Source organism: Lactobacillus sp. UMNPBX15 (assembly GCF_002553785.1).
In the GTDB taxonomy this organism is placed as follows: domain Bacteria; phylum Bacillota; class Bacilli; order Lactobacillales; family Lactobacillaceae; genus Lactobacillus; species Lactobacillus crispatus.
Window position 1 is genome coordinate 1 of record NZ_PCYV01000036.1, and the last position, 22,392, is coordinate 22,392.

General features: G+C 37.9%; 20 protein-coding genes. 18 read left to right on the forward strand and 2 right to left on the reverse strand.

The features are described 5' to 3' along the window. Positions 1–48: 48 nt before the first annotated feature. Positions 49–876 carry a helix-turn-helix domain-containing protein gene (locus CP366_RS08670; RefSeq protein WP_255404542.1) on the forward strand — a complete coding sequence of 276 codons (828 nt, stop codon included), beginning with the start codon at positions 49–51 and terminating at the stop codon, positions 874–876. Between the two features lie 718 nt (positions 877–1,594). On the opposite strand, the gene thiD is transcribed toward CP366_RS08670, so the two are convergent. Then, positions 1,595–2,410 carry a bifunctional hydroxymethylpyrimidine kinase/phosphomethylpyrimidine kinase gene (gene thiD, locus CP366_RS08685; protein ID WP_013087004.1) on the reverse strand — a complete coding sequence of 272 codons (816 nt, stop codon included), beginning with the start codon at positions 2,408–2,410 and terminating at the stop codon, positions 1,595–1,597. Positions 2,411–2,534: 124 nt separating this feature from the next. Here thiD and glpK point away from each other — a divergent pair, with 124 nt between their 5' ends. The 16 genes from glpK to CP366_RS08765 all read left to right on the forward strand — a co-directional run bounded on the left by glpK (position 2,535) and on the right by CP366_RS08765 (position 20,735). Continuing rightward, positions 2,535–4,034 (forward strand): glycerol kinase GlpK, encoded by a 1,500-nt coding sequence (gene glpK, locus CP366_RS08690; RefSeq protein ID WP_057727002.1) that lies wholly within the window; start codon positions 2,535–2,537, stop codon positions 4,032–4,034. 55 nt (positions 4,035–4,089) lie between these two features. Next, positions 4,090–4,863, forward strand: a complete 774-nt coding sequence (locus tag CP366_RS08695) for a tyrosine-protein phosphatase (RefSeq protein WP_005723724.1) — start codon at positions 4,090–4,092, stop codon at positions 4,861–4,863. Positions 4,864–4,870: 7 nt separating this feature from the next. Beyond that, positions 4,871–5,821 (forward strand): LacI family DNA-binding transcriptional regulator, encoded by a 951-nt coding sequence (locus CP366_RS08700; protein WP_005728205.1) that lies wholly within the window; start codon positions 4,871–4,873, stop codon positions 5,819–5,821. A gap of 143 nt (positions 5,822–5,964) precedes the next feature. After that, complete coding sequence (locus CP366_RS08705) at positions 5,965–7,143, forward strand: acetate/propionate family kinase (protein ID WP_013086997.1); 1,179 nt, start codon at positions 5,965–5,967, stop codon at positions 7,141–7,143. Further along, entirely contained in the window at positions 7,144–7,572 is a 429-nt protein-coding gene (locus CP366_RS08710; protein ID WP_013086996.1) for a PAS domain-containing protein, read from the forward strand. A gap of 112 nt (positions 7,573–7,684) precedes the next feature. After that, positions 7,685–9,346: an alpha-glucosidase gene (locus tag CP366_RS08715; protein WP_089147963.1), complete on the forward strand. Its 1,662-nt coding sequence runs from the start codon at positions 7,685–7,687 to the stop codon at positions 9,344–9,346. A gap of 3 nt (positions 9,347–9,349) precedes the next feature. Further along, a complete protein-coding gene (locus tag CP366_RS08720) occupies positions 9,350–11,071 on the forward strand; it encodes a glycoside hydrolase family 13 protein (protein WP_013086994.1) in 1,722 nt (573 codons plus the stop codon). A gap of 171 nt (positions 11,072–11,242) precedes the next feature. Next, on the forward strand, positions 11,243–13,507 hold the full coding sequence (locus CP366_RS08725; protein ID WP_089147059.1) for a glycoside hydrolase family 65 protein: 2,265 nt from the start codon (positions 11,243–11,245) through the stop codon (positions 13,505–13,507). Then, the gene (pgmB, locus tag CP366_RS08730) at positions 13,500–14,162 is read left to right on the forward strand and encodes a beta-phosphoglucomutase (RefSeq protein WP_005720051.1); all 663 of its coding nucleotides are present in this window, start codon (positions 13,500–13,502) and stop codon (positions 14,160–14,162) included. The genes CP366_RS08725 and pgmB overlap by 8 nt, the downstream gene beginning before the upstream one ends. Before the next feature lie 21 nt (positions 14,163–14,183). Further along, a complete protein-coding gene (locus tag CP366_RS08735) occupies positions 14,184–15,290 on the forward strand; it encodes an ABC transporter ATP-binding protein (protein ID WP_023487724.1) in 1,107 nt (368 codons plus the stop codon). Between the two features lie 114 nt (positions 15,291–15,404). Next, the gene (locus tag CP366_RS08740) at positions 15,405–16,631 is read left to right on the forward strand and encodes an extracellular solute-binding protein (protein WP_005728195.1); all 1,227 of its coding nucleotides are present in this window, start codon (positions 15,405–15,407) and stop codon (positions 16,629–16,631) included. A gap of 74 nt (positions 16,632–16,705) precedes the next feature. Further along, on the forward strand, positions 16,706–18,064 hold the full coding sequence (locus CP366_RS08745) for a carbohydrate ABC transporter permease (RefSeq protein WP_089146012.1): 1,359 nt from the start codon (positions 16,706–16,708) through the stop codon (positions 18,062–18,064). A gap of 2 nt (positions 18,065–18,066) precedes the next feature. Further along, positions 18,067–18,924 carry a sugar ABC transporter permease gene (locus CP366_RS08750; protein WP_005720055.1) on the forward strand — a complete coding sequence of 286 codons (858 nt, stop codon included), beginning with the start codon at positions 18,067–18,069 and terminating at the stop codon, positions 18,922–18,924. Between the two features lie 109 nt (positions 18,925–19,033). Then, positions 19,034–19,855 (forward strand): helix-turn-helix domain-containing protein, encoded by an 822-nt coding sequence (locus tag CP366_RS08755; protein ID WP_089147962.1) that lies wholly within the window; start codon positions 19,034–19,036, stop codon positions 19,853–19,855. Between the two features lie 136 nt (positions 19,856–19,991). After that, positions 19,992–20,120 carry a hypothetical protein gene (locus tag CP366_RS11080; protein WP_255404461.1) on the forward strand — a complete coding sequence of 43 codons (129 nt, stop codon included), beginning with the start codon at positions 19,992–19,994 and terminating at the stop codon, positions 20,118–20,120. 165 nt (positions 20,121–20,285) lie between these two features. Continuing rightward, positions 20,286–20,735, forward strand: coding sequence for a hypothetical protein (locus tag CP366_RS08765; protein ID WP_089147961.1), 450 nt, complete (start codon positions 20,286–20,288; stop codon positions 20,733–20,735). 181 nt (positions 20,736–20,916) lie between these two features. Here the strand turns inward: CP366_RS08765 and CP366_RS08770 are convergent, their stop codons facing one another. Further along, positions 20,917–21,273, reverse strand: a complete 357-nt coding sequence (locus CP366_RS08770) for a hypothetical protein (RefSeq protein ID WP_089143012.1) — start codon at positions 21,271–21,273, stop codon at positions 20,917–20,919. A 509-nt stretch (positions 21,274–21,782) separates the two neighbouring features. Here CP366_RS08770 and CP366_RS08780 point away from each other — a divergent pair. Continuing rightward, positions 21,783–22,286, forward strand: a complete 504-nt coding sequence (locus CP366_RS08780; protein ID WP_035443773.1) for an O-acetyl-ADP-ribose deacetylase — start codon at positions 21,783–21,785, stop codon at positions 22,284–22,286. Positions 22,287–22,392: the final 106 nt, after the last annotated feature.

Below are 22,392 nucleotides of genomic sequence, written 5' to 3' on the forward strand. Positions count from 1 at the left end.
CAAAATGTATGAAAATAAAACATAGTCATACATTTGCTTACATTTTTCATAGCAGAAGCACTACGCAAAGAAAGAATAAAATTAGGACTAACACAGGATCAAATGTGTGCTGGGATCCTTAGTCGTCCTTTTTACGCAAGGATTGAAAGTGGCAAAAATCGCATAAATGCGGAGAGCTTATTTAAAATATTGCTTGAGCATCAAGTTGATCTAGTAGAGTTTTGTGATCTTATTCAAGATGATTATACGTCAGAAGAACGAAAAGTTGAGAAGCAATTTGAATTTAAAATGAATCTAGCAGTTAGTGCAAAAGATACTGAAGCTTTGGATAAGTATTGTCAGCAGATAATGAATTCATCTAATAATGAGGTTTTGAAGTTGCGAGCATTAATTACTTCGGCATATTTTAAGGGTGAAACTGACAAGATTGATGTAGAAATCAGGACGAAGATAAAAGCTGAGTTTGATGGAGGGAATAATTGGCTTGAGCGACCAGACCTACTGCGATTATTGGCTAATACGATGCCGATGTGGCCACAAGACGAATTGGACTTTTTAATTGGGCGTTTGCTTGATTTTGCAAAAAAGGCAGAATTTTCAGAGTTAACGACTGAAAGATACTTAAGATTACTAGAAAATTATCTGGTAGTTTGTTACGACAGAAAGGTTCATAAGAAAACTGCACATTTTGATCATATTGATGACGCGATGGAATATATTATTGATGCTACTGAGTCGTTTCACTTGATGATTTATAGAATTGAAGTGTTTTATATGAAAGCATTATTTTTAGATCAAATGGACAAAGCAAAAGAGATTAGACAGGATCTTGGTGTATTAGGCTATAAAAACTTTATTGCTAGTTGGCCTGAGTAATAATTTGTAACAAATATGATACAAAGTCAATCGCAGGAGAACTTACATGATTTAAAATAATAGTTGAAGACTTAGATGGAAGGAAAAACTTAAGTTAATGCAAGTCGACGTTGCTTCAATTGTAACTGCAGTAGTAATCTTAATTGCTGTTGTAATAATTATTATGAAAAAAGAAAGCAAAATATCTGGAATAGCAATTATTGCTGTTGGTGTGGTATTTCTAATAGATTCATGCTTTCTTAGATATAAACCAGTTATGCAACTAGTAGTATTATCGATCTTTTTTATTATGCTTGGTATATTTTGGATCATTAAGAGCTATAAGAAATAAGTAAATCCAAAAATTAATGGAAATCGAATATATGATTTAGAAGAAACAAGGTAAAATAAATTGCGTGAATCATTACTAAGTCCAAAACTCTATACAGCCTTGAAATATATTTTAGCTGTAGCGCTAATAATAATCTTAATCTTGCCATTACCAGCAATTAATCAGAAAAAGATCAATTACTGGCTGGTAGGATCATATTGTCTAGTCCTGGGCGACTGGCTAGCTACTTGGATGCAACATCATCATATTCATTGGGTTATTAGCATAATCATGGGATACGTAATAGCGTTCATTATTTGTGTAATACTGTATCTCTACACAGCAATGATTTAATTGAAAACAGACATAAAAACACCGAAGTTCAAAATCTGAGCTTCGGTATTTTTTCTATCTATTTTCTTCCTGTGCAGCCAAGTGATTGATCGGACCCCATTTTGAACCAACATCAATTGGGTGAGAAATTGCAGCGTAAGTAAAGTCCTTACCAATTTTTATAGCATCAATTACAGACTTTCCCTTAGCTAATTCTGCCGCAATAACTGCGGAGAGAGTATCACCTGTGCCATTCACGCGATCAGTCTTAAAGAAAGGCTTGGTAAATTCGTGAAATGCGCCATCTTCAGTCAACAAAATATCAGTTACTTCAGTCTGATTATCTGAGTCATGACGTCCCTTCATCAAGACATTTTTAGCACCCATCTCTTGTAGTTTTTTAGCGCCTGCGTGAATTTCTTCCTTATTATTTAGCTTCAAGCCAGTTAGCTTTTGTTGTTCATAAAAGTTAGGCGTAATTATATCGGCTAGCGGCAATAATCTGTCTAAGAAGGTCTGGTAGGCATCATCGTCAAGTAGGGTGGCACCGTGCTTAGTGATGATGACGGGATCAAGCACGATTTTACCCATGTCGTATTTTTCAAGATTATCGGCAACGCAATCGATAATTTCCTTGTTAGCCAGCATCCCTGTCTTAGTCGCATTAATCTTGAAGTCGTCGTTTAACACATCGAATTGCTTTTGGATAAAATCAAGCGGCATAATTTGTTGGGCAAAAATTCCTTTTGTATTACCAGCTACAGCCGCGGTCATCAGCCCCATGCCATAAACGCCCCGTGCATAGAATGAATGCAAATCTGCTGGCATTCCTGCACTACCATCACTATCGTTACCCGCAATTGTTACCGCAATTTTTTGATTTTTTTCCATTAAAATGCCCTCCTTAAAAAATCCTTATAAAAATTATACCGTATCTATTACATTAACTGCTAGAATCTGCATTAGAAAAACAGTAATATTATAAGAAAGCGCTTTTGCAGAAAAGAGAATAACTATGACAGAAAAATATATTTTAGCAATCGATGAAGGAACCACCTCTACTAGAGCAATTATTTTTGACCATGATGGACGTGAAGTTGCTTCTGCCCAAAAAGAATTTCACCAATATTTTCCAGAGCCTGGCTGGGTTGAACATGACGCTAATAAAATCTGGATGGCGGTCCAAACAACAATTGCCAATGCTTTTATTAATTCGGGCATTTGGCCTAATCAAATTGCCGCAATTGGCATTACCAACCAACGTGAAACGACCGTTGTTTGGGACAAGGATACAGGTGAGCCAATTTATCATGCAATCGTTTGGCAGTCACGGCAGACAACAGAATTAGCTGAAAAATTAAAAAAAGAAGGCTATAGTGATGAAATTCGTCAAAAAACAGGCTTAATTATTGACCCATACTTCAGTGCAACTAAGATTCGCTGGATTCTTGATCATGTACCTGGCGCGCAAGAAAAAGCTGAACAGGGAAAGTTGCTTTTTGGCACGATTGATAGTTGGCTAGTTTGGAAGTTAACTGATGGTGCTAAACACGTGACTGATTACACTAATGCTTCACGGACCATGCTGTTTAATATTCACACGCTCAAGTGGGATGACGATATTTTGCATTTGCTCAATATTCCTAAGCAAATGTTGCCTGAGGTGCGCTCGAATTCAGAGATTTATGGTGAAACAGCGTCATATATGTTCTTTGGTGGACAAGTGCCAATTGCTGGGATGGCCGGTGACCAACAGGCAGCCTTATTTGGTCAACTAGCTTTGAAACCAGGAATGGTGAAAAACACATATGGCACCGGTGCCTTTATTGTGATGAACACAGGGGACAAGCCAACAGACTCTAACAATAATCTGTTAACGACCATTGGTTATAGCATTAATGGTAAGATTACTTATGCTTTAGAAGGATCAATCTTTGTGGCTGGTAGTGCAATTCAATGGCTACGCGATTCGATGAAGTTGATTAAGCATGCGCCAGACTCTGAACAAGCAGCGCTTGAGTCGACATCAGAGAACGAGGTTTACGTTGTCCCTGCCTTCACTGGGTTAGGCGCACCATATTGGGATGCGGAGACTCGTGGTTCAATCTTCGGTGTTACACGTGGAACTACTGACAAGGATATAATTAAAGCAACTTTGCAGTCATTAGCTTATCAAACCCGTGACGTTGTTGATACGATGCAACAAGATTCAGGCATTGAAATTCCTGCTTTACGTGTTGATGGCGGTGCTAGCAACAACAATTACCTGATGCAGTTTCAGGCTGACATTTTAGGGATTGAAATTGAACGCGCTAAAACGCTGGAAACAACCAGCATGGGTGCAGCCTTTTTAGCTGGCCTTGCCGTTGGCTATTGGAAAAATATTGACGAGTTAAAGCATACCTTTACGATTGGACAGGCCTTTGAGCCGAAAATGAGTGCAGTTGAACGTGAAAAACTTTATTCAGGTTGGCAAAGAGCAATTCGTGCTGCTCGGTTATTTGCACATGACTGATAATGATATAATAAAAGTACGGTATTAACACTTTAATGAGGAAAGGCAAGGAAAAATGAAGCATGATCGAATATTAGCTTTGGATGGACCGCTGAATTTCAGAGACATCGGCGGCTACCAAAATGACAAGGGTCAACATGTAAAGTGGAACAAAATATATCGTTCTGATTCACTTAGCTCCTTGTCGAAGGAAGATCAAGAAAAGTTAGTTGAACGCCGAATTACCGTAGATGTTGATTTACGCTCTAAGTATGAACAAAATTCAGCGCCTGACAAGCTTTGGTCAAATGTCCGTTTTGTTGATGCACATATTTATTCTGAAAACCGCAAGCAAAATAAAGGCGATAACAAGTTATATCGCTTTGTCCATCATATTCCTGATATGGGTGACAATTGGCTTGGTCAAATTTACCAACAGGTTTTGCTTAATTCACATAGCCAACATGAATTTGCTAAAATTTTTGCGGAATTGATTGAATTACCTGAAGAAGATGCGCTAGTTTATCATTGTAGTGCAGGCAAAGATAGAACTGGAATGACTTCAGCACTGATCTTAACTGCATTAGGTGTTGATGATGACACCATTTCGCGTGATTATTTATTGACCAATGAATTGTATGACTTTGCTTTGGCTAAACAGTTCCCCGATGATAATGAAATTGCTAGCCTAGTTTCTAAAATGAATATTACCAAGGGAGAGGGACCGGCTATTCGTGGAATTACGGAAACTATTCGCCAAGGCTGGGGCAGTTTTGATGGATTTTTCAAAAAAGAGCTTGGCTTTAGCCAAAAAGATTTAAACCGATTCAGAAAGATGTACTTAGAATAGGAATAATATGACTACTTTATCAGATGTTGCTAAAGAAGCAAATGTATCAAAAATGACGGTATCACGAGTGATTAATCATCCTGAGCAAGTAACGCCAGAATTAAGAGCAATGGTAGAAAAAGCAATGGAGAAACTAAACTACCATCCCAATTCAATTGCACAGGCTTTAGTTAATAATCGGACTAACGTGGTAAAATTCGTCACTTTAGAAGATATTGATACCACTGAGCCATACTATATGAACTTGCTTTTTGGTTTTGCTCGTGGTTTAAATACTAAGCAGTATGCGATGCAATTAGTTACGGATCCTAATCAAATTGAAAAGGAACATGCAGATGGCTATTTAATTACCGGGGCGCGAAACAAAGATTATGAATTATTTGATAAACTCGATAAGCCTTTTGTTTTATTTGGTGAAAATCACCGCGGCTATGACTTTGTTGATTCTGATAATCAGTTAGCAGAGAAGATGGCTACTCAATATGCTTTAGACCGGTTATATAAGCACATTATCTTTATTGGAATTGATTTAAAAGAGCCATTTGAATATTCACGTGAAGCTGGTTATATCAACACTTTGCAACAACACCAGTTGATACCACAAATTTTTCGGGTTTCTAATCATAGTCATGCTGCGCAAGATGTGATTCATGAACATTTTAAGGAATTTAAAAAAGATACTTGTTTCGTCTGTGCCAGTGATCGAATTGCAGTGGGTGTTGTACGGCAATTGCAAGATGAAGGCGCTCGAATTCCGGAAGACTTTGGAGTTATTGGTTTTGATGGTGTCTTTTTAGATCAAGTTTCTAATCCAAAGCTAACGACAATTAAACAACCAATTTTTGAAATGGGTGAAATGTTAGCTAAAATGCTACTGCAAAAGATTGCCCAATCAGGTTCACCTCAAGGTGAAGTAATGCTTAAACCTAAGCTAATTCGGCGCCAATCAACTAGATAAATCGAAAAAATAACGAGCACGTCTGATATCTCAGAGGTGCTTTTTTACTGCCTTTAAAATTGTTTCCTATTATGAGTGAAAGCGCTATACTGGAAACAAGAGGCAATTTATTGAGAGATAAAATATGAATAGAGGTCACGATTATGAAAAAAGTTTTGGCAATAAATTCTGGTAGTTCATCATTTAAATATAAGCTTTTTTCATTTCCAGACGAAAAAGTTATTGCTTCAGGGATGGCTGATCGTGTAGGAATGGACAATGCTGTTTTTAAAATAAAGTTGAACGACGACAAAGAATATATTAAAAATACTTCAATTCCAGACCAAGAAGCAGCTGTAAGCTTGTTAATTGAAAATTTAAAGAAGTTTCATGTTTTAAAGAACTTAGACGAATTATTTGGAGTTGGACACCGAGTGGTTAACGGGGGCGAAGTCTTTAAAGATTCCGTCTTAATTGATAAGCAAAAGCTGCAACAAATTTTTGATTTAGGTGAATTAGCCCCTTTGCATAATGTGCCAGAAGCAATGGGGATTAAGGCTTTTATGAAGATTGTTCCAGATGTGCCACAAGTGGCAGTATTTGATACGTCATATCATACTAGTCTTGATCAAGTTAATTATCTTTATCCAATTCCATATAAGTATTATGAAAAATATGGTATTCGTAAGTATGGTGCTCACGGCATTTCTGTTAGCTATGTTGCTCCAAGAGCAGCGCGCATGATGGGCAAGAACCCATATACAGTAAAATTGATTGTTTGTCACTTAGGTTCTGGTTCTTCAGTTACTGCGGTTAAAAATGGCAAGTCACTTGATACTTCAATGGGCTTTAGTCCTGTGACTGGGGTAGCAATGGGAACACGTAGCGGCGACTTTGATCCATCAGCCCTTGAATATATTATGCAAAAGACCGGCATGACGATTGAAAAAGCCGTTGATATGTTAAACCATAAGTCGGGGATGCTCGGTGTATCAGGCGTTTCCTCTGATATGCGGGATCTGTTAGCAAGTAAAAATAAGCATGCATGGCTGGCAAGAAAGATTTTTGTTAACCGCGTTGTCCGTTATGTTGGTGCATATGCGGCAGAACTTGACGGTATCGATGGTATTGTCTTTACTGCTGGGATTGGTGAACATGATCCCGGCGTTCGGGCCGGCGTAATGTCATCATTGCGTTACTTAGGCTTGGAGCCTGATTATAAGGCAAATGATACTGATGGTGAAAAGTTTATTTCTAAGCCAGATTCTAAGGTAAAGGCCATGATTGTGCCAACCAACGAAGAATTGATGATTGCCCGTGAGGTTGTAAGGTTGGCAAAGTAGATGACAGATAATATTAAATTAGTAGGTGGCAGTTTAAGCGTTGAGCAGTTAAATGCTATTTTTGAGACTATTCCCCAAGAAATGGATGTCTTAGATGAAAATGACGTGGTTGTTTGGTCATCGATGAATAAACATCGTTTGTTTAAGCGAACTGAAAAAGATATCGGCAAAACTGTCTTTGAAGTTCATCCCGGTCACAGTCAAGGTCATGTTAAGGCAGTTTTAAAGCAGATGCACGAAGGCAAACGTGGTAAATTGTCGATTATGATTCATAAAGATGGGATTCCGGTGAACATTGCCTTTTATAGTTTGCATAATGATCAAGGAAAATATCTTGGCTGTATTGAGGTAACGCAGCCAGTGGCTGATTTGCAGGAGAAAGGCAGCAAGTGGCGGAATGTTTGGAACATGATATTTAAAAAGAAGTAAGCAAAGAGCACAATTCAAATTTGAGTTGTGCTTTTTTGATACCGCTAACAATAAATATGGCGTTGAAAACGGTTTCTCATTTCCCTTAAACTATGCGTGGAGGAAATTAATTATGGCACATTGGTACGATCACGCAATTATATATCAAATTTATCCTAAGTCTTTTCAAGATAGCAATGGCGATGGCGTTGGTGACCTTAATGGTATTCGCAAACGCATCCCTTATTTGAAAAATTTAGGAGTTAACGCCGTCTGGCTTAATCCTGTGTTTGTTTCACCACAGGTGGACAATGGCTACGACGTTTCAAACTACTTCGCAATCGATCCTCATATGGGGACCATGGAAGATATGGAAAACTTAATCAAGGATTTGCATAAGGCAGGGATCCACCTCATCATGGATTTTGTCTTGAATCATACATCTGATCAACATCCTTGGTTCCAAGATGCCATCAAGAACCCCGATAGCCTTTATCGAGACTACTATATTTTCGCTGGTCATGATGGCAAGCGACCTAATAACTGGGGTTCATTCTTTGGTGGCAGTGTATGGGAGCCAGATCCAGCAGGCACAGGTCAATCTTACTTTCACTTGTTTGATAAACGGATGCCTGATTTGAATTGGAAAAATCCCGAAGTTCGGCATGCTATGTTGGAAGTGGCAGAGTATTGGCTGAAAAAAGGGATTGATGGTTTGCGTTTAGACGCTTTTATCCATATTGGCAAGGCAGATTTGCGACAAAATTATCCAACTGGAGATGGGGACGTGAACAAGCCAATTGTTGCGGAACCATTTTTCGCTAACTTACCACAGGTGCAGGAATGGATGCGGCCTTTCTGTGAGCAGATTAAGCAGGATTATCCAGATACGCTTTTATTAGGTGAAGCTGCAAGTGCTAGTGTCAATCTAGCTGTTGATTACACGACTAAGCGTAATCACCTAATGGATAGTGTAATTACCTTCCGGTACTTTACCGATGATGATTCTAATTGTGATCAGCGTTTTTCAAAGCAATATCAGCCTAAAAAGTTAGACTTGACGGCCTTTGAACAAAATCAAGTGGTTTGGCAACAAACATTAGCAGGCGTATCGCAGCCTACTCTTTATTGGAATAATCATGATATGGCCCGTTTGGCTACACGCGTAGCTAGAACACAGACTCAGGCTAAGAGCTTGGCGATGTTGATGTATTTGCAACGCGGAATTCCAGTAATTTATTACGGTGAAGAATTAGGGTTAAAGAATCTACATTTCACTAGTGCAGATCAATTCGAAGATCAAACTGTAGCGCCATGGTTAAAGGATGCAGAAAAAGTTTTGAGCAAAGATGCGGCCTTAGCTATGGTTAGTGAAACACATAAATTGCCGGCCCGTGGTCCAATGCCGTGGGATGCAACTGAGAACCATGGTTTTAGTGAAGTTAAACCATGGATAACAGGTATTAAACAGGATGATGCTTGCGTAGCTAACGAGATTAACGATACCACCAGCATGTTTAATTTTTACAAAGAACTGCTGGAACTCAAAAAAGAAGCCTTATTCCAGACTGGAACGTATTATATGATTTCAACGGATAAGAATAGCTATGTTTATCAACGTGATTTACATGATGAAAGTGCCATTGTAGCTGTTTCATTGAGTGATCAAAAGACAACTGTTGAAATACCAGCCGGTTATACTGTTGCAACACTAAAAGCGGGAGAATATCAATTAACTAATGAAAAATTAACTTTGATGCCTTATGCAGGTGTTGTGTTGAAAAAGGAGAATTAATATATGCAATTAGCAGCTTTAAGACACCGAACTGAAAGTGAAGATAGTTTTGTAGTTGATCCAAGTCATGTTCGCGTGCGTTTTCACAGTGCTAAAAATGACGTTAAAAAAGTAATTGTTCACTACTGCGATAATTATTTGCCACTTGAACAGGCTAAAACATGTGAGATGGAAAAAATTGGCGTAGGGCAGTGTGAAGATCATTGGGGCATTACGCTTGAAGCACCATATCATCGCTTGAAGTATACCTTTGAAGTAATTGGCAGTGATGGCACTAGTGTAGTTGTCGGTGATCGTGCAATTAGCGGTGATGTAGACAAGGCCATTATGGAAGATGGTTCTTATTTCAAAGTGCCATATTGCCATGAAATTGATATGGTGAAAACGCCAGAATGGGTTAAACATACTGTTTGGTACCAAATCTTTCCAGAACGTTTTGCAAACGGTGATAAGTCTAATGATCCCCAAGGGGTTAAAGCGTGGAATCCGGAGGATCATCCTGGCCGCGAAGACTTCTATGGTGGTGACCTGCAAGGCGTGCTTGACCATCTAGATTACTTGAAGAAACTGGGTGTTAATGGCCTTTATTTCTGTCCTATTTTTAAAGCCAGTTCTAACCATAAATATGATACGATTGACTATTTGCAAGTTGATCCGGCATTCGGCGACAAGGATTTATTTGCGAAAGTTGTTAATGAAGCTCATGCCCGCGGAATGAAGGTCATGCTGGACGCGGTTTTCAACCACCTGGGTGATCAATCAATGCAATGGCAAGATGTTGTTAAAAATGGTCCAAGTTCTCGTTTTGCTAGTTGGTTCCACATTAATGAATATCCAGTTGAACCTTACCGTGATCCATTAAAGGGTGAGGGTAGTCCTAAGTTCGATACTTTTGCCTTTGAAAAGCATATGCCAAAGTTGAATACAGCTAATCCAGAAGTACAGGATTTCTTGTTAGAGATTGCTACTTACTGGGTAAAATACTTTGATATTGATGCTTGGCGGCTAGATGTGGCTAACGAAGTTGATCACCACTTCTGGAAGAAATTCCACAAGGCTGTTACTGATATCAAGTCAGACTTTTATATTGTAGGTGAAGTTTGGCACTCAGCTCAGCCATGGCTTAATGGTGATGAATTTACTGGCGTAATGAATTACCCATATACATTGCAGATTGAAGATCACTTTTTCAAGCATAAGCTGTCAGCACAAGAATTAACTAGTCGTTTGACCGACCAGTTGATGAAATACCGGGATGCTACCAATGCAGCCATGATGAACATGCTTGATTCACACGATACAGCCCGAATTTTGACAGTAGCTAATGGAGACCAAGATTTGGCTTTGCAAGCCTTAGCTTTTGAATTTATGCAAAAGGGTAGTCCATGCATTTATTATGGAACTGAAATGGGTATGACTGGTGGCAACGATCCTGATTGTCGTAAACCAATGGATTGGGCAAAAGAAGACGGCCCGGTTTGGCAACGAGTTCATCAATTGATTGACTTTCGTTTGCAACATGATGAAACTTTCGGTAAAGGTCGAATTAAGTTACACGTAACAGAGAATGGGTTAATTGAGGTCGATCGTGAGGGGAATGAAAGCATTAAAGCATACTTTAACACGACCGATCATCCAGTAGAGATCAATTGTGAGAACACGTTTAGTCAAGATTATGAGAATAATCAATTGGCACCAAAAGGCTTTGTAGTGAGTGTTCATTAAAAGTTACTTTTAATAAGCAAAAAAAGAAGGCAGATTAAGATCTACCTTCTTTTTCTATTAACTAATCCTGATAACGGTAACAGCAGATTTAATATTGTAAACCGCTTTCAACTAAAGGATAATGAAAGCGTAAACAAGAGAGAACCTCGAATATTACGGGAGATAGAATATATGAAACGAATTTTTGAAATTGATCCTTGGAAGGTCGTTACCCATAAGTTCGAACCAAAAGATAAAAGATTGCAAGAAAGTATGACTGCAATCGGCAACGATTACATGGGTATGAGAGGAAACTTTGAAGAAGGCTATTCAGGTGACAGCTTACAAGGTACTTACCTTGCTGGTGTTTGGTTCCCTGATAAGACGCGTGTTGGTTGGTGGAAGAACGGATATCCAAAGTACTTTGGTAAGGTTCCTAACTCACCAAGTTTCATCAACATGGGAATTACGATTAATGGTGAAAAACTTGACTTAGCTAAAGTTAAGTTTAGTGATTTCTACTTAGCACTTGATATGCACCAAGGTCTTCTGACTAGAAGTTTTACTTATGAAGGTAAGGATACTAAGGTTAAATTCGAATTCGAAAGGTTTTTACATATTACCTTAAAAGAAGCAGCTTTAATTAAAGTTAAGGCTACCGTTTTAAGTGGTAAAGCTAAGATCGACTTTGATGCAGCACTTGATGGAACTGTTGTTAACGAAGACAGTAACTACGATGCAAAATTCTGGATGCCTTTAGGTGAAAATGCGGAAGCAAGAACTATTAAGGTTGAAACTAAGGCTAACCCATACAAGGTTCCACAATTTACAGTCCTCCTTAAGCAAAGTCTTCGTCATAATGGTGAAGTAGTTAAGGGTGATGTTTCAACTGAAGCAGCCCAACTTCATGAAAAGCTTTCAGTTGAGTTAAATGAAGGCGAAAGCTACGATCTTGAAAAAGATGTCATTGTTGTTACTAGTCGTGACGTCAAACCAGATGATCAAGATGCTAAGGCAGCTGAATTTATGACCAAGCTTCAAGCTAAGAGTTTTGAAGAAAACTTAGCTGATCATGAAGCCGTTTGGCAAAAGCGCTGGGACAAATCAGATGTTGTAATTGCTGGTGATGATGCCGCTCAACAAGGTATCCGCTTTAACATTTGTCAATTATTCATGACTTATTACGGTGAAGATGAACGTCTTAACGTTGGTCCTAAAGGTTTTACCGGTGAAAAATACGGTGGTGCTACTTACTGGGATACTGAAGCCTACATTGTTCCAATGTACTTATGTGTTACTGATCCTAGTGTTACTCGGGCACTTTTACAATACCGTCACGATCAATTGCCAGGCGCATACCATAACGCTAAAGAACAAGGCTTACCAGGTGCATTGTTCCCAATGGTTACCTTCAACGGGATTGAATGTCACAATGAATGGGAAATCACCTTTGAAGAAATTCACCGTAATGCGGACATTCCTCACGCAATCGCTATGTACACTGATTACACTGGCGACGACAGCTACGTTAAGAACGAAGGTATGGACGTTTTAGTTGGTACCGCAAGATTCTGGGCAGCTAGAGTTCACTGGTCAAAGTGGCGTAACAAGTACGTAATGCACGGTGTAACGGGTCCTAATGAATACGAAAACAACGTAAACAACAACTGGTTCACCAACACCATGGCAAGATGGCTTCTCAAATACACTTTGGAACGTTTGCCACTTGCTACTAAGGAAGCTCAAGAAAGAGTTCGCGTAACTGACGAAGAAAAGGCTAAATGGCAAGACATCGTAGATAACATGTACTTACCAGAAGACAAGGAACGAGGCATCTTCTTACAACAAGATGACTTCCTAGACAAGGATATTCGTCCAGTTAGCGAAATCGAAGATCAACGTCCAATTAACCAACACTGGTCATGGGACAAGATCTTGAGATCACCATTTATCAAGCAAGCCGATGTTTTACAAGGTATCTACTTCTTGAACGATGAATACACTATGGAACAAAAGGAAAAGAACTTCGACTTCTACGAACCATTAACAGTTCACGAAAGTTCACTTTCACCATGTATTCACTCAATCTTAGCTGCTGAACTTGGCAAGCAAAAGAAGGCTGTTGAGCTTTACCAAAGAACTGCTCGTCTTGACCTTGATAACTACAACAACGACACCGTTGATGGTTTGCACATCACTTCAATGAGTGGTTCATGGCTTACAATTGTTCAAGGTTTCGCAGGCATGCGTTACGATCACAACCAATTGAAGTTTAACCCATTTGTTCCTGAAGGTTGGGATCACTACAGCTTCAAGATCAACTACCGTGGTCGCTTGATCGAAGTTTATGTTGATCATGAAGGAACTAAGCTTACTTTGCTTAAGGGTGAAGATATTGATGTATTAGTTCACGATAAGAAAGTTACTCTTAAAGAAGGTGAAACTACAAATGCTTAAAGGATTGTTATTCGATTTAGATGGTGTTTTAACTAACTCAGCTAAGTTTCACCTTACAGCTTGGAACAATTTAGCTAAGGAATTAGGCATTACCTTAACAGATGCTCAACTTGATAGCTTGCGTGGTATTTCAAGAATGGATTCACTTAACCTGATCTTGAAGTACGGTGGTCAAGAAGACAAATACACCGAAGCAGAAAAAGAAAAGTTCGCAGCTGAAAAGAACGCTAAATTTGTTGAACAAGTAGAAACAATGACGCCAAAGGACATTTTGCCTGGGATCCCTGAGTTATTGGCAGATGCTAAGAAGCAAAACTTAAAGATGGTAATTGCTTCTGCTTCAAAGAATGCACCAAAGATTTTAACTAGATTGGGTATCATGGATGAATTTGATGGCATTGTTGATCCAGCAACGCTTCATCATGGTAAGCCAGATCCTGAAATTTACATCAAAGCGCAAGAAATTGCAGGGTTAAAGGCTGATGAAGTAATCAGTTTTGAAGATGCCAAAGCTGGGGTCGAAGCAATCAAGGCCGCAGGTCAATTTGCCGTAGGAATTGGTGATAAGGAGCTTTTGAAAGAAGCTGATTACATCGTTCCAACAACTGCAGAGTTGAAATTGAGTGAAATTGAAAAAGTTTTTAATGAAAAATAATTAAAGAGAGTAGGGGAAACAATGGTTGAGGTTGATTTAAACCATATTTACAAAAAATATGCAGGTAACGACAGATATTCTGTTAACGACTTTGACTTACATATCAAGGATAAGGAATTCATCGTTTTCGTTGGTCCATCTGGCTGTGGTAAGTCAACTACTTTGAGAATGGTTGCTGGTTTGGAAGACATCAGTAAGGGTACTTTGGAAATCGATCATAAAGTAATGAATGATGTTGCTCCAAAGGATAGACACATCGCGATGGTTTTCCAGAACTACGCTTTGTATCCACACATGACCATTTATGACAACATGGCCTTCGGTTTAAAGTTGCGTCACACGCCTAAAGATGAAATTGATCAAAAGGTTAAAAAAGCAGCTAAGATGTTAGGCCTTGAAGAGTACTTGGATAAGAAGCCAGGTGCTTTGTCCGGTGGTCAAAGACAGCGTGTTGCATTAGGACGTGCAATCGTTCGTGCGGCACCTATCTTCTTGATGGATGAACCTTTATCAAACTTGGATGCTAAATTGCGTGTGGTAATGCGTACTGAAATTGCTAAGCTTCACCAAGACTTGGGTACTACAACTATTTATGTTACCCACGATCAGACTGAAGCGATGACTTTGGCTGATAGAGTTGTTGTAATGTCTGTTGGTAGAGTTGAACAAATCGGCTCACCACTTGAAGTTTACAACAAGCCAGTTAACATGTTCGTTGCCGGATTTATTGGTTCCCCACAAATGAATTTCTTCAATGTTCACTACAAGGACGGTCGAATTTCTGATGGCAAAGGCTTGAATATTGGTATTCCTGAAGGTAAGGCAAAACTGCTGGAAGAAAAGGGCTACAACGATAAAGACTTGGTCTTCGGTATTCGTCCAGAAGATATTCACTCAGAAGAAGCATTTATGGAAACATGGCCAGATTCAGTAATTGAATCAAAGGTTGTTGTTTCAGAGCTTCTAGGTGCAACTATTCAGCTTCACCAAGAAGTTGATGGTACTGAATTTACTGCTATTGTAAATTCACGTGATTATCACAAGCCAGGTGACAAGGTTAAGATGGGCTTTGATGTTAACAAAGCTCACTTCTTTGATAAAGATTCCACGAAGGCGATTGTTAACTAATCTGGTACTGAAAACGCAGTACAGATAATTATTAATTAAGCTTACAACCATATGTAGCAGAAGCTACTGTTGTTAAGAATTGTTTATTGTTTTGATTTTTAGGAGGAAAAAGTCATGAAGATTTGGAAGAAAATGGCTTTAGGTAGTACTGCTGTTCTTGCTGCATTATCATTAGCAGCATGTTCAAACGGCTCAAGTAATTCATCATCAAGTAGCAGTAATTCAAACAAGAAGGCTAACTTGACTCTTTGGGTGGATACTGAACAAGTTCCTTACTACAAGCAAATTGCTAAGGACTTTACTAAGAAGAACAAGAATATTAAGGTTCGTGTAGTTCAAAGTCCTAACGGTTCAGCTAACGCTAAGACAGACGTTGGTAAGGACCCATCAAAGGCTGCTGATGTCTTTGAAGTTCCTAACGATCAATTAGGTCAAATGGCTGAAGCTGGTTACATTAACCCACTTTCACCATCAGCAACTAAGGATATCCAAGACAACTATGTCGATGTTGCTTCAAAGGGTGTAACTTGGAAGGGCAAGGTTTACGCATTCCCATACGCACAACAAGCTCAAACCATTTACTACAACAAGTCTAAGTTATCAGCTAACGACGTTAAGGACTGGAAGACTTTAACTTCAAAGGGTGTTGTAGCTACCGACTTTACTAACGCTTACGTAATGTGGCCAGTAATGTTCTCAGCAGGTACTACACTTTACGGTAAGAATGGTGAAGACCTTAAGGGCTCAACTTTCAACTCACAAAACGGTATTAATGCTTTGAAGTGGTACGCAGCTCAAAAGAAGAACAAGGGCGTAATGCAAACTTCAAACGCTTTGAACCAATTGAAGAAGGGTAACGCACAAGCTATTTTGGACGGTCCTTGGAACGCTGCTAATATCAAGAAGATCTTGGGTAAGAACTTCGCAGTTGCTAAGTATCCTAAGATTGAAGTTGGTGGTAAGAGCGTACAAATGGAAGCATTCCTTGGTATTGAAGGCTTCGCAGTTAATGCTAACACCAAGAATGCTAAGGCTGCTTCAGATTTAGCTGCTTACATTACTAACAAGAAGTCACAATTAATTGCTCATAAGAACGCTGGTCAAATTCCAGTATTGAAGAGCGCTGTCAACTCAAGTGCTGTTAAGAGTGACCCGGTTGCTGAAGCTGTAATCGAAATGGCTAAGCCAGGTAACTCAGTATTGCAACCTAAGCTTCCACAAATGGCCGCATTCTGGAATGGTGCAGCTCCACTTATCAGTGGTACTTACGACGGCAAGATTAAGCCAGCACAATACAAGCCACAACTTGCTAAGCTCGCTAAGAACATTGAAAAGAAATAATTTGCTAAAAGCATAAGCAAGGGTTGGGCTAAATAAAAATTGTCCAGCCTTTTTGCCTAAGAAGGGGAGAAGTTATGTTTCTAAAGAAAAAGCATGTAGCTCCTAAAGCAACATATCGCGAGGTTTGGTCAAAAGGTGACATTGCTACCAAGTTATCATTCTTCTTAATGGGTAGTAACGCCTTGGCAAACAAACAATGGGTAAAAGGTATTTCATTCTTACTTTCAGAAATTATCTTTATTGTTTGGTTTATCCTCAGTGGTATCCCTACTTTAAATTCATTAGCTACATTAGGTACTATTAAAACCAAAAAAGTTGTTTATGATGCCGCACAAGGCGTTTATGTAACCAAGCAACCATCAAACTCAGTTTTGATTTTGTTATTCGGTGTATTGGCCTTGATCTTATGTGTAGCAATCATTTATCTATACATTGTCAACTTACGCTCAACTAGACATAATTATATTTTGAAGCGTGATGGGGACCATATTCCAACTAACGTTGAAGAACTTAAGAGTTTGCTTGATACTCGGTTACACGCAACCTTGATGGTTATTCCATTATTGGGTATCTTGTTCTTTACGATTTTGCCAACGATCTTCATGATTTCAATGGCCTTTACCAACTATGATCGTCAACACCCAATCGCTTTCTCGTGGACCGGGTTCCAAGCGTTCGGTAATGTGCTTAGTGGTGACCTTGCTGGTACTTTCTTCCCAGTATTAGGCTGGACTTTGATTTGGGCTGTAGCTGCTACTGCTACTACCTTCTTCTTCGGAGTACTGCTTGCCTTATTGATTGAATCAAAAGGTATTAAGTACAAGGCATTCTGGAGAACTGTCTTCGTAATTATTTGGGCTGTCCCACAATTCGTATCATTATTGATGATGGCTCAATTCTTGGACTACCAAGGTGCTTTAAACAACATCTTGATGAACTTGCACTGGATTAGTTCGCCAATTCACTTTATTGACAACCAAGCTTCTCCATTAGTTGCAAGAATTACCGTTATTCTTGTTAACATGTGGATCGGTATACCAGTTTCTATGTTGGTTTCAACAGCGATTATTCAAAACTTGCCACAAGATCAAATTGAAGCTGCTAAGATTGATGGTGCTAATGCTGCACAAATTTTCCGTTCAATCACTTTTCCACAAATTTTATTTGTGATGGCACCTTCACTTATCCAACAATTTATTGGTAACATCAACAACTTCAATGTTATCTTCTTGCTGACAGGTGGTGCACCAATGAACAGTAAGTATAACGGTGCTGGATCGACTGACTTGTTGGTAACGTGGTTATATAACTTGACCTTCGGTCAGGAACAGCGTTATAACGCCAGTGCCGTATTGGGTATCTTAATCTTCATTATTAGTGCAACTGTTTCGTTAATCGCATATCGTCGTACTAATGCATTTAAGGAGGGCTAGACATGAAGTCATATTCAAATCAAAGACGGCTCTCATTAATCTTTCGGTATATTCTGTTAATTGTTTTAGCGATTCTATGGATTTTACCGATTGTCTGGATCGTCTTAGCAAGTTTTTCATTCAATGATACTGGATTCGTTTCGACCTTCTGGCCGGAAAAATTCACATTGCAGAACTATATTGGGATTTTTACTAATCCACAATATCCATTTGGTAACTGGATCATTAATACTTTAGTTATTTCATTGCTTTCAATGGTAATTTCAACTTTCTTAACTATTTCAGTTGCCTACGTTCTGTCACGACTTCGCTTTGCATTTAGAAAGCCATTCTTACAGATCGCATTGGTATTAGGGATGTTCCCAGGCTTCATGTCAATGATTGCTTTGTACTACATCTTGAAGGGTCTTAACATGTTAAACCTCTTCGGATTGTTACTAGTTTATGTTGGTGGTGCCGGTTTGGGCTTCTACGTTGCTAAAGGATTCTTTGATACTATTCCTCGGTCAATCGACGAAGCTGCCGAAATCGACGGTGCTACTAAGTGGCAAGTATTCTTACATATTGGTTTGCCACTTTCAAAGCCAATGATTGTTTATACTGCTTTGACCGCCTTCATCGCTCCATGGACAGACTTCATTTTCTCAGGTATTATTCTTTCAACTTCAGGAAATGCTAAGACTTATACAGTTGCTTATGGTTTGTACAACATGGTGCACACAGCTAAAGGTAACGCGACTGCATACTTCGCTCAATTCGTTGCAGGGTGTGTAATCATCGCTATCCCTATTACTATCTTGTTCGTCTTCATGCAGAAGTTCTACGTTAACGGAATTACTGCTGGTGCCGATAAGGGTTAATGCAAATATTGCTTATGCTAAAAAACGCTTTGCTTTCGGGCAAGGCGTTTTTGTATGGAGAGAAAATTAAAAAGATAGTATAGTTGAAGTTAAATTGGAGGGATGAAAGATGACTATCGGTGAAGCCTTGAAACAAGAAAGAATACACTTAGGACTAACGCAAGATGAAATGATTCAAGGAATAATTCATAAAAGCCATTATTCTAAAATTGAACGAGGAATAGAAGGAATTTCTGCAGAAAGTCTATTTAAGATCTTGTTTGCCCATCATATTGATGTAGATCAGTTTTTGGAACAAATTAAAGATGATTTTTTATCAGAAGAGGACTTAATTGAATTAAAACTTGAAAACAAACTGAAAAGTGCATTTAATGGTTCAAATAAAGAAAAAATCGAAGAATGTTTGCAAGAAGTAATGAAATTATCTGATAGCAGAATATTTAAGTACAGAGTAGTTGTTGCAGTAGCAATTGTACGAAATCAATTGGATAGGTTAGGTGACGAATTCAAAAGTACAATTATTGCTGAATTTAATGCAAAAGATAACTGGGTAGAAAATATTGATATGCTGCGATTATTCGCTAACTGTATTCCTGTTTTTTCTACAGAACAAGCAGATAATTATATTAGTTTTCTTTTGAAACATTACAATGAGAAGGTTTCATATTCAGAGAAATATGAAGATAGGATAGCAAGTATTTGTATCAATTACCTTTATTGCTGGCGTAATTATGGCTTAAAAGGAAATCAGGTTAAAAATTGTTTAGATTACTTACTGAATTTGAACAATACTAATCATTTTCTTTTTTATAAGGCATGTGGGAGTTTCTATAAATGTTTGTATGAAGGAAATATAGCAAAAGCTAAAGAAGTAAAAGCCATGCTTATTTCTCTAGGATATGAAGATAGGGTGACTAATTGGAAAGAGTAGTTTTGTGATACGCAACTTTAGAAGTAATATTAGAGTTTCATGGGATAATCAAGATACGAAAGGAGAAAATAATAATGATTTGGCCAGAGAGTGAAGGTACTTTATCTGTATAAAGATAATGTATGGAGGTATAAAAATGAAATCAATTTCAAGAAAACTAGTTTCATTATCACTAGTAGGATTAGTTGGTACAACTTTACTTACATTTTCAAGCAAAGTTGATGCTATGAATTTACTTAATACAACTCCGTCTAAGGTTTATTAAATGATGGTGCCTACAGTGGCTATTTGTATAGAAACAGTACCTGGATGGATCACAATTTTAAAACAAATAGAAACCGATGGGTTAGCATGTATTCAGGAAATGTAAGACTTATTTCGAGAGGCTTAGTGCCAAATAATTAATGCTGAATTTAAGAGGAAACGTATTATGAAAAAGAAAATGACGTTATCCGTAATTGCAGTAGTTACAGTACTTGTAGCAGTTATTGGTGGAATGTTTTTCTACAATAATCAAACAACGGTACCTAAAAACTGGGTTAATCGAATATTAACAGTAGACAACACAGAAAATCGCTTAAGTAATTGGTTTGATCTGTATTTTACAAAGAATCATGCTATTTTAGTTGCTAAAAATAGTAACAACTCTGAGCAAAAGAAGACTAAACTTAATAAAGAAATTTTACAAGCATATTCTACTAAGAAAAATAATCCACCCCAAACAGGTGTTAAGGCTGATTTGGGCCGAGTTGATACAACTGAATCAAACAACGGTTACACAATTAGGACGAAAAAAGTTGTCTTTATATTTACAAAGATGAGTGATGGCTCATACCGTAGCCAAGATGGAACAGTATGGCAATTCTCACCCAAAGAATAGTTGATTAATAGAAAATAAGACTGGCTTAGTGCTAGTCTTATTTTTTATTGAATGATTGAAAATACCTGATGTAGTTTTAAAGTAATAAGAATTCAATAATTTATAGCAGTATGACGTAAAGTAATCAAAATACTGTTAATTAATCTTGGAATTTTCAGATATTTCATTTTGTGTCCTATATTTAAACTAATTTCTTTGAGATTTTAGTAGTTAGCAAGCCTAAAATAATATTGCCGATAGCAAAATAATTGCTAATGCGCTCATTTAATGTCAGTCCAGGGTAGGCTAGTTCTATTATTGAAATAAGAGTGATGAAGCCTAGTGGATAATATTGTGTCTTTAGCCTGAAATTGATTTTAGCAATTCTGATAGCAATGATAATGAATAAACAAACTAAAATGATATTTGCAATTAAAAAGAAAGTACTTGTGAAATCATTTGATTTAGTAAAACCGAAGATGAATGTTGGGCCGACTGAAAGCAAATAGATAATAATTAATGCGTTATTGATGATTTTTAGTTCTTTCTTAGAAAACATAGTGACTTATTTCTTAATCCTTTTAGCAATAAAAATTGTTAGTAAGCATATACTCAGATAAGCTATAAAAAAAGTATAAATAATGCTAATCATTGGGAATCTGATCCAAGCAATGCTAGTTGTGAGCAGCAGAATTATACTCAGACTAAACGATAGGTAATCGAATCTGTTAGACAACAACAGAATGCCCAGAATTACGATTCCAATTAAATATAAAAATATGATGAGATCATCTAAAACTATTTTGCTAGCTTGAACACTGGGAATGAGAATGCTTAAAGCAAAAGAAAATAAGATGATCGAAATGATGCATAAACTGCGTCGTAGAATTTTCATTTCGTTGCTCCTATAACGCTAAACTTAATATTAGGATACTAAAGATAGAAATCAATTCAAGTTCGTAATATAAAAATAACGGGATGCTTTGTATTCTTTTTTGGATCAAACCAATATTATTGGTGTTAGAATGGTGGTAGAAAGAAATGTTGGTTATTTCTAAGGACATAATTATGAAAGACATAAAAATTATTAAAGGCGATATTACTAAGATGAAAGCCGACGCGATCGTTAATGCGGCTAATAATTCATTACTTGGTGGTGGCGGCGTTGATGGTGCCATTCATAGAGCAGCGGGTCCACGTTTGCTTGAAGAATGCATGACTTTGCATGGTTGTCCAACAGGTGAAGCAAGGATAACACATGGCTATAATTTACCTGCGAAATATGTAATTCATACAGTAGGCCCGGTTTATGCTGGCAAGACTAGTGATGCACATATGCTAGCTTCTTGCTACTATAATTCACTGGCTTTGGCAAAGAAAGCGGGATTGCATAGCGTAATTTTTTCAGCTATTTCTACGGGTGTGTATGGCTATCCTGCAGAAGATGCAACTAAGATCGCAGTTGACGCGATTGAAAAGTGGCAGAAAGAAAATTCAGGTTATAAGTTGGACATTTCAATGTGCGCTTATGATAATCGGATGTATCGCATTTATGAAAAGATGGTAGCGTAAAAAATTGAAAATAATAAAGAGCTGTAAATATTTTTTGTGTGATATTTACAGCTGCTATGAAAAATGTAAGCAAATGTATGACTATGTTTTATTTTCATACATTTTG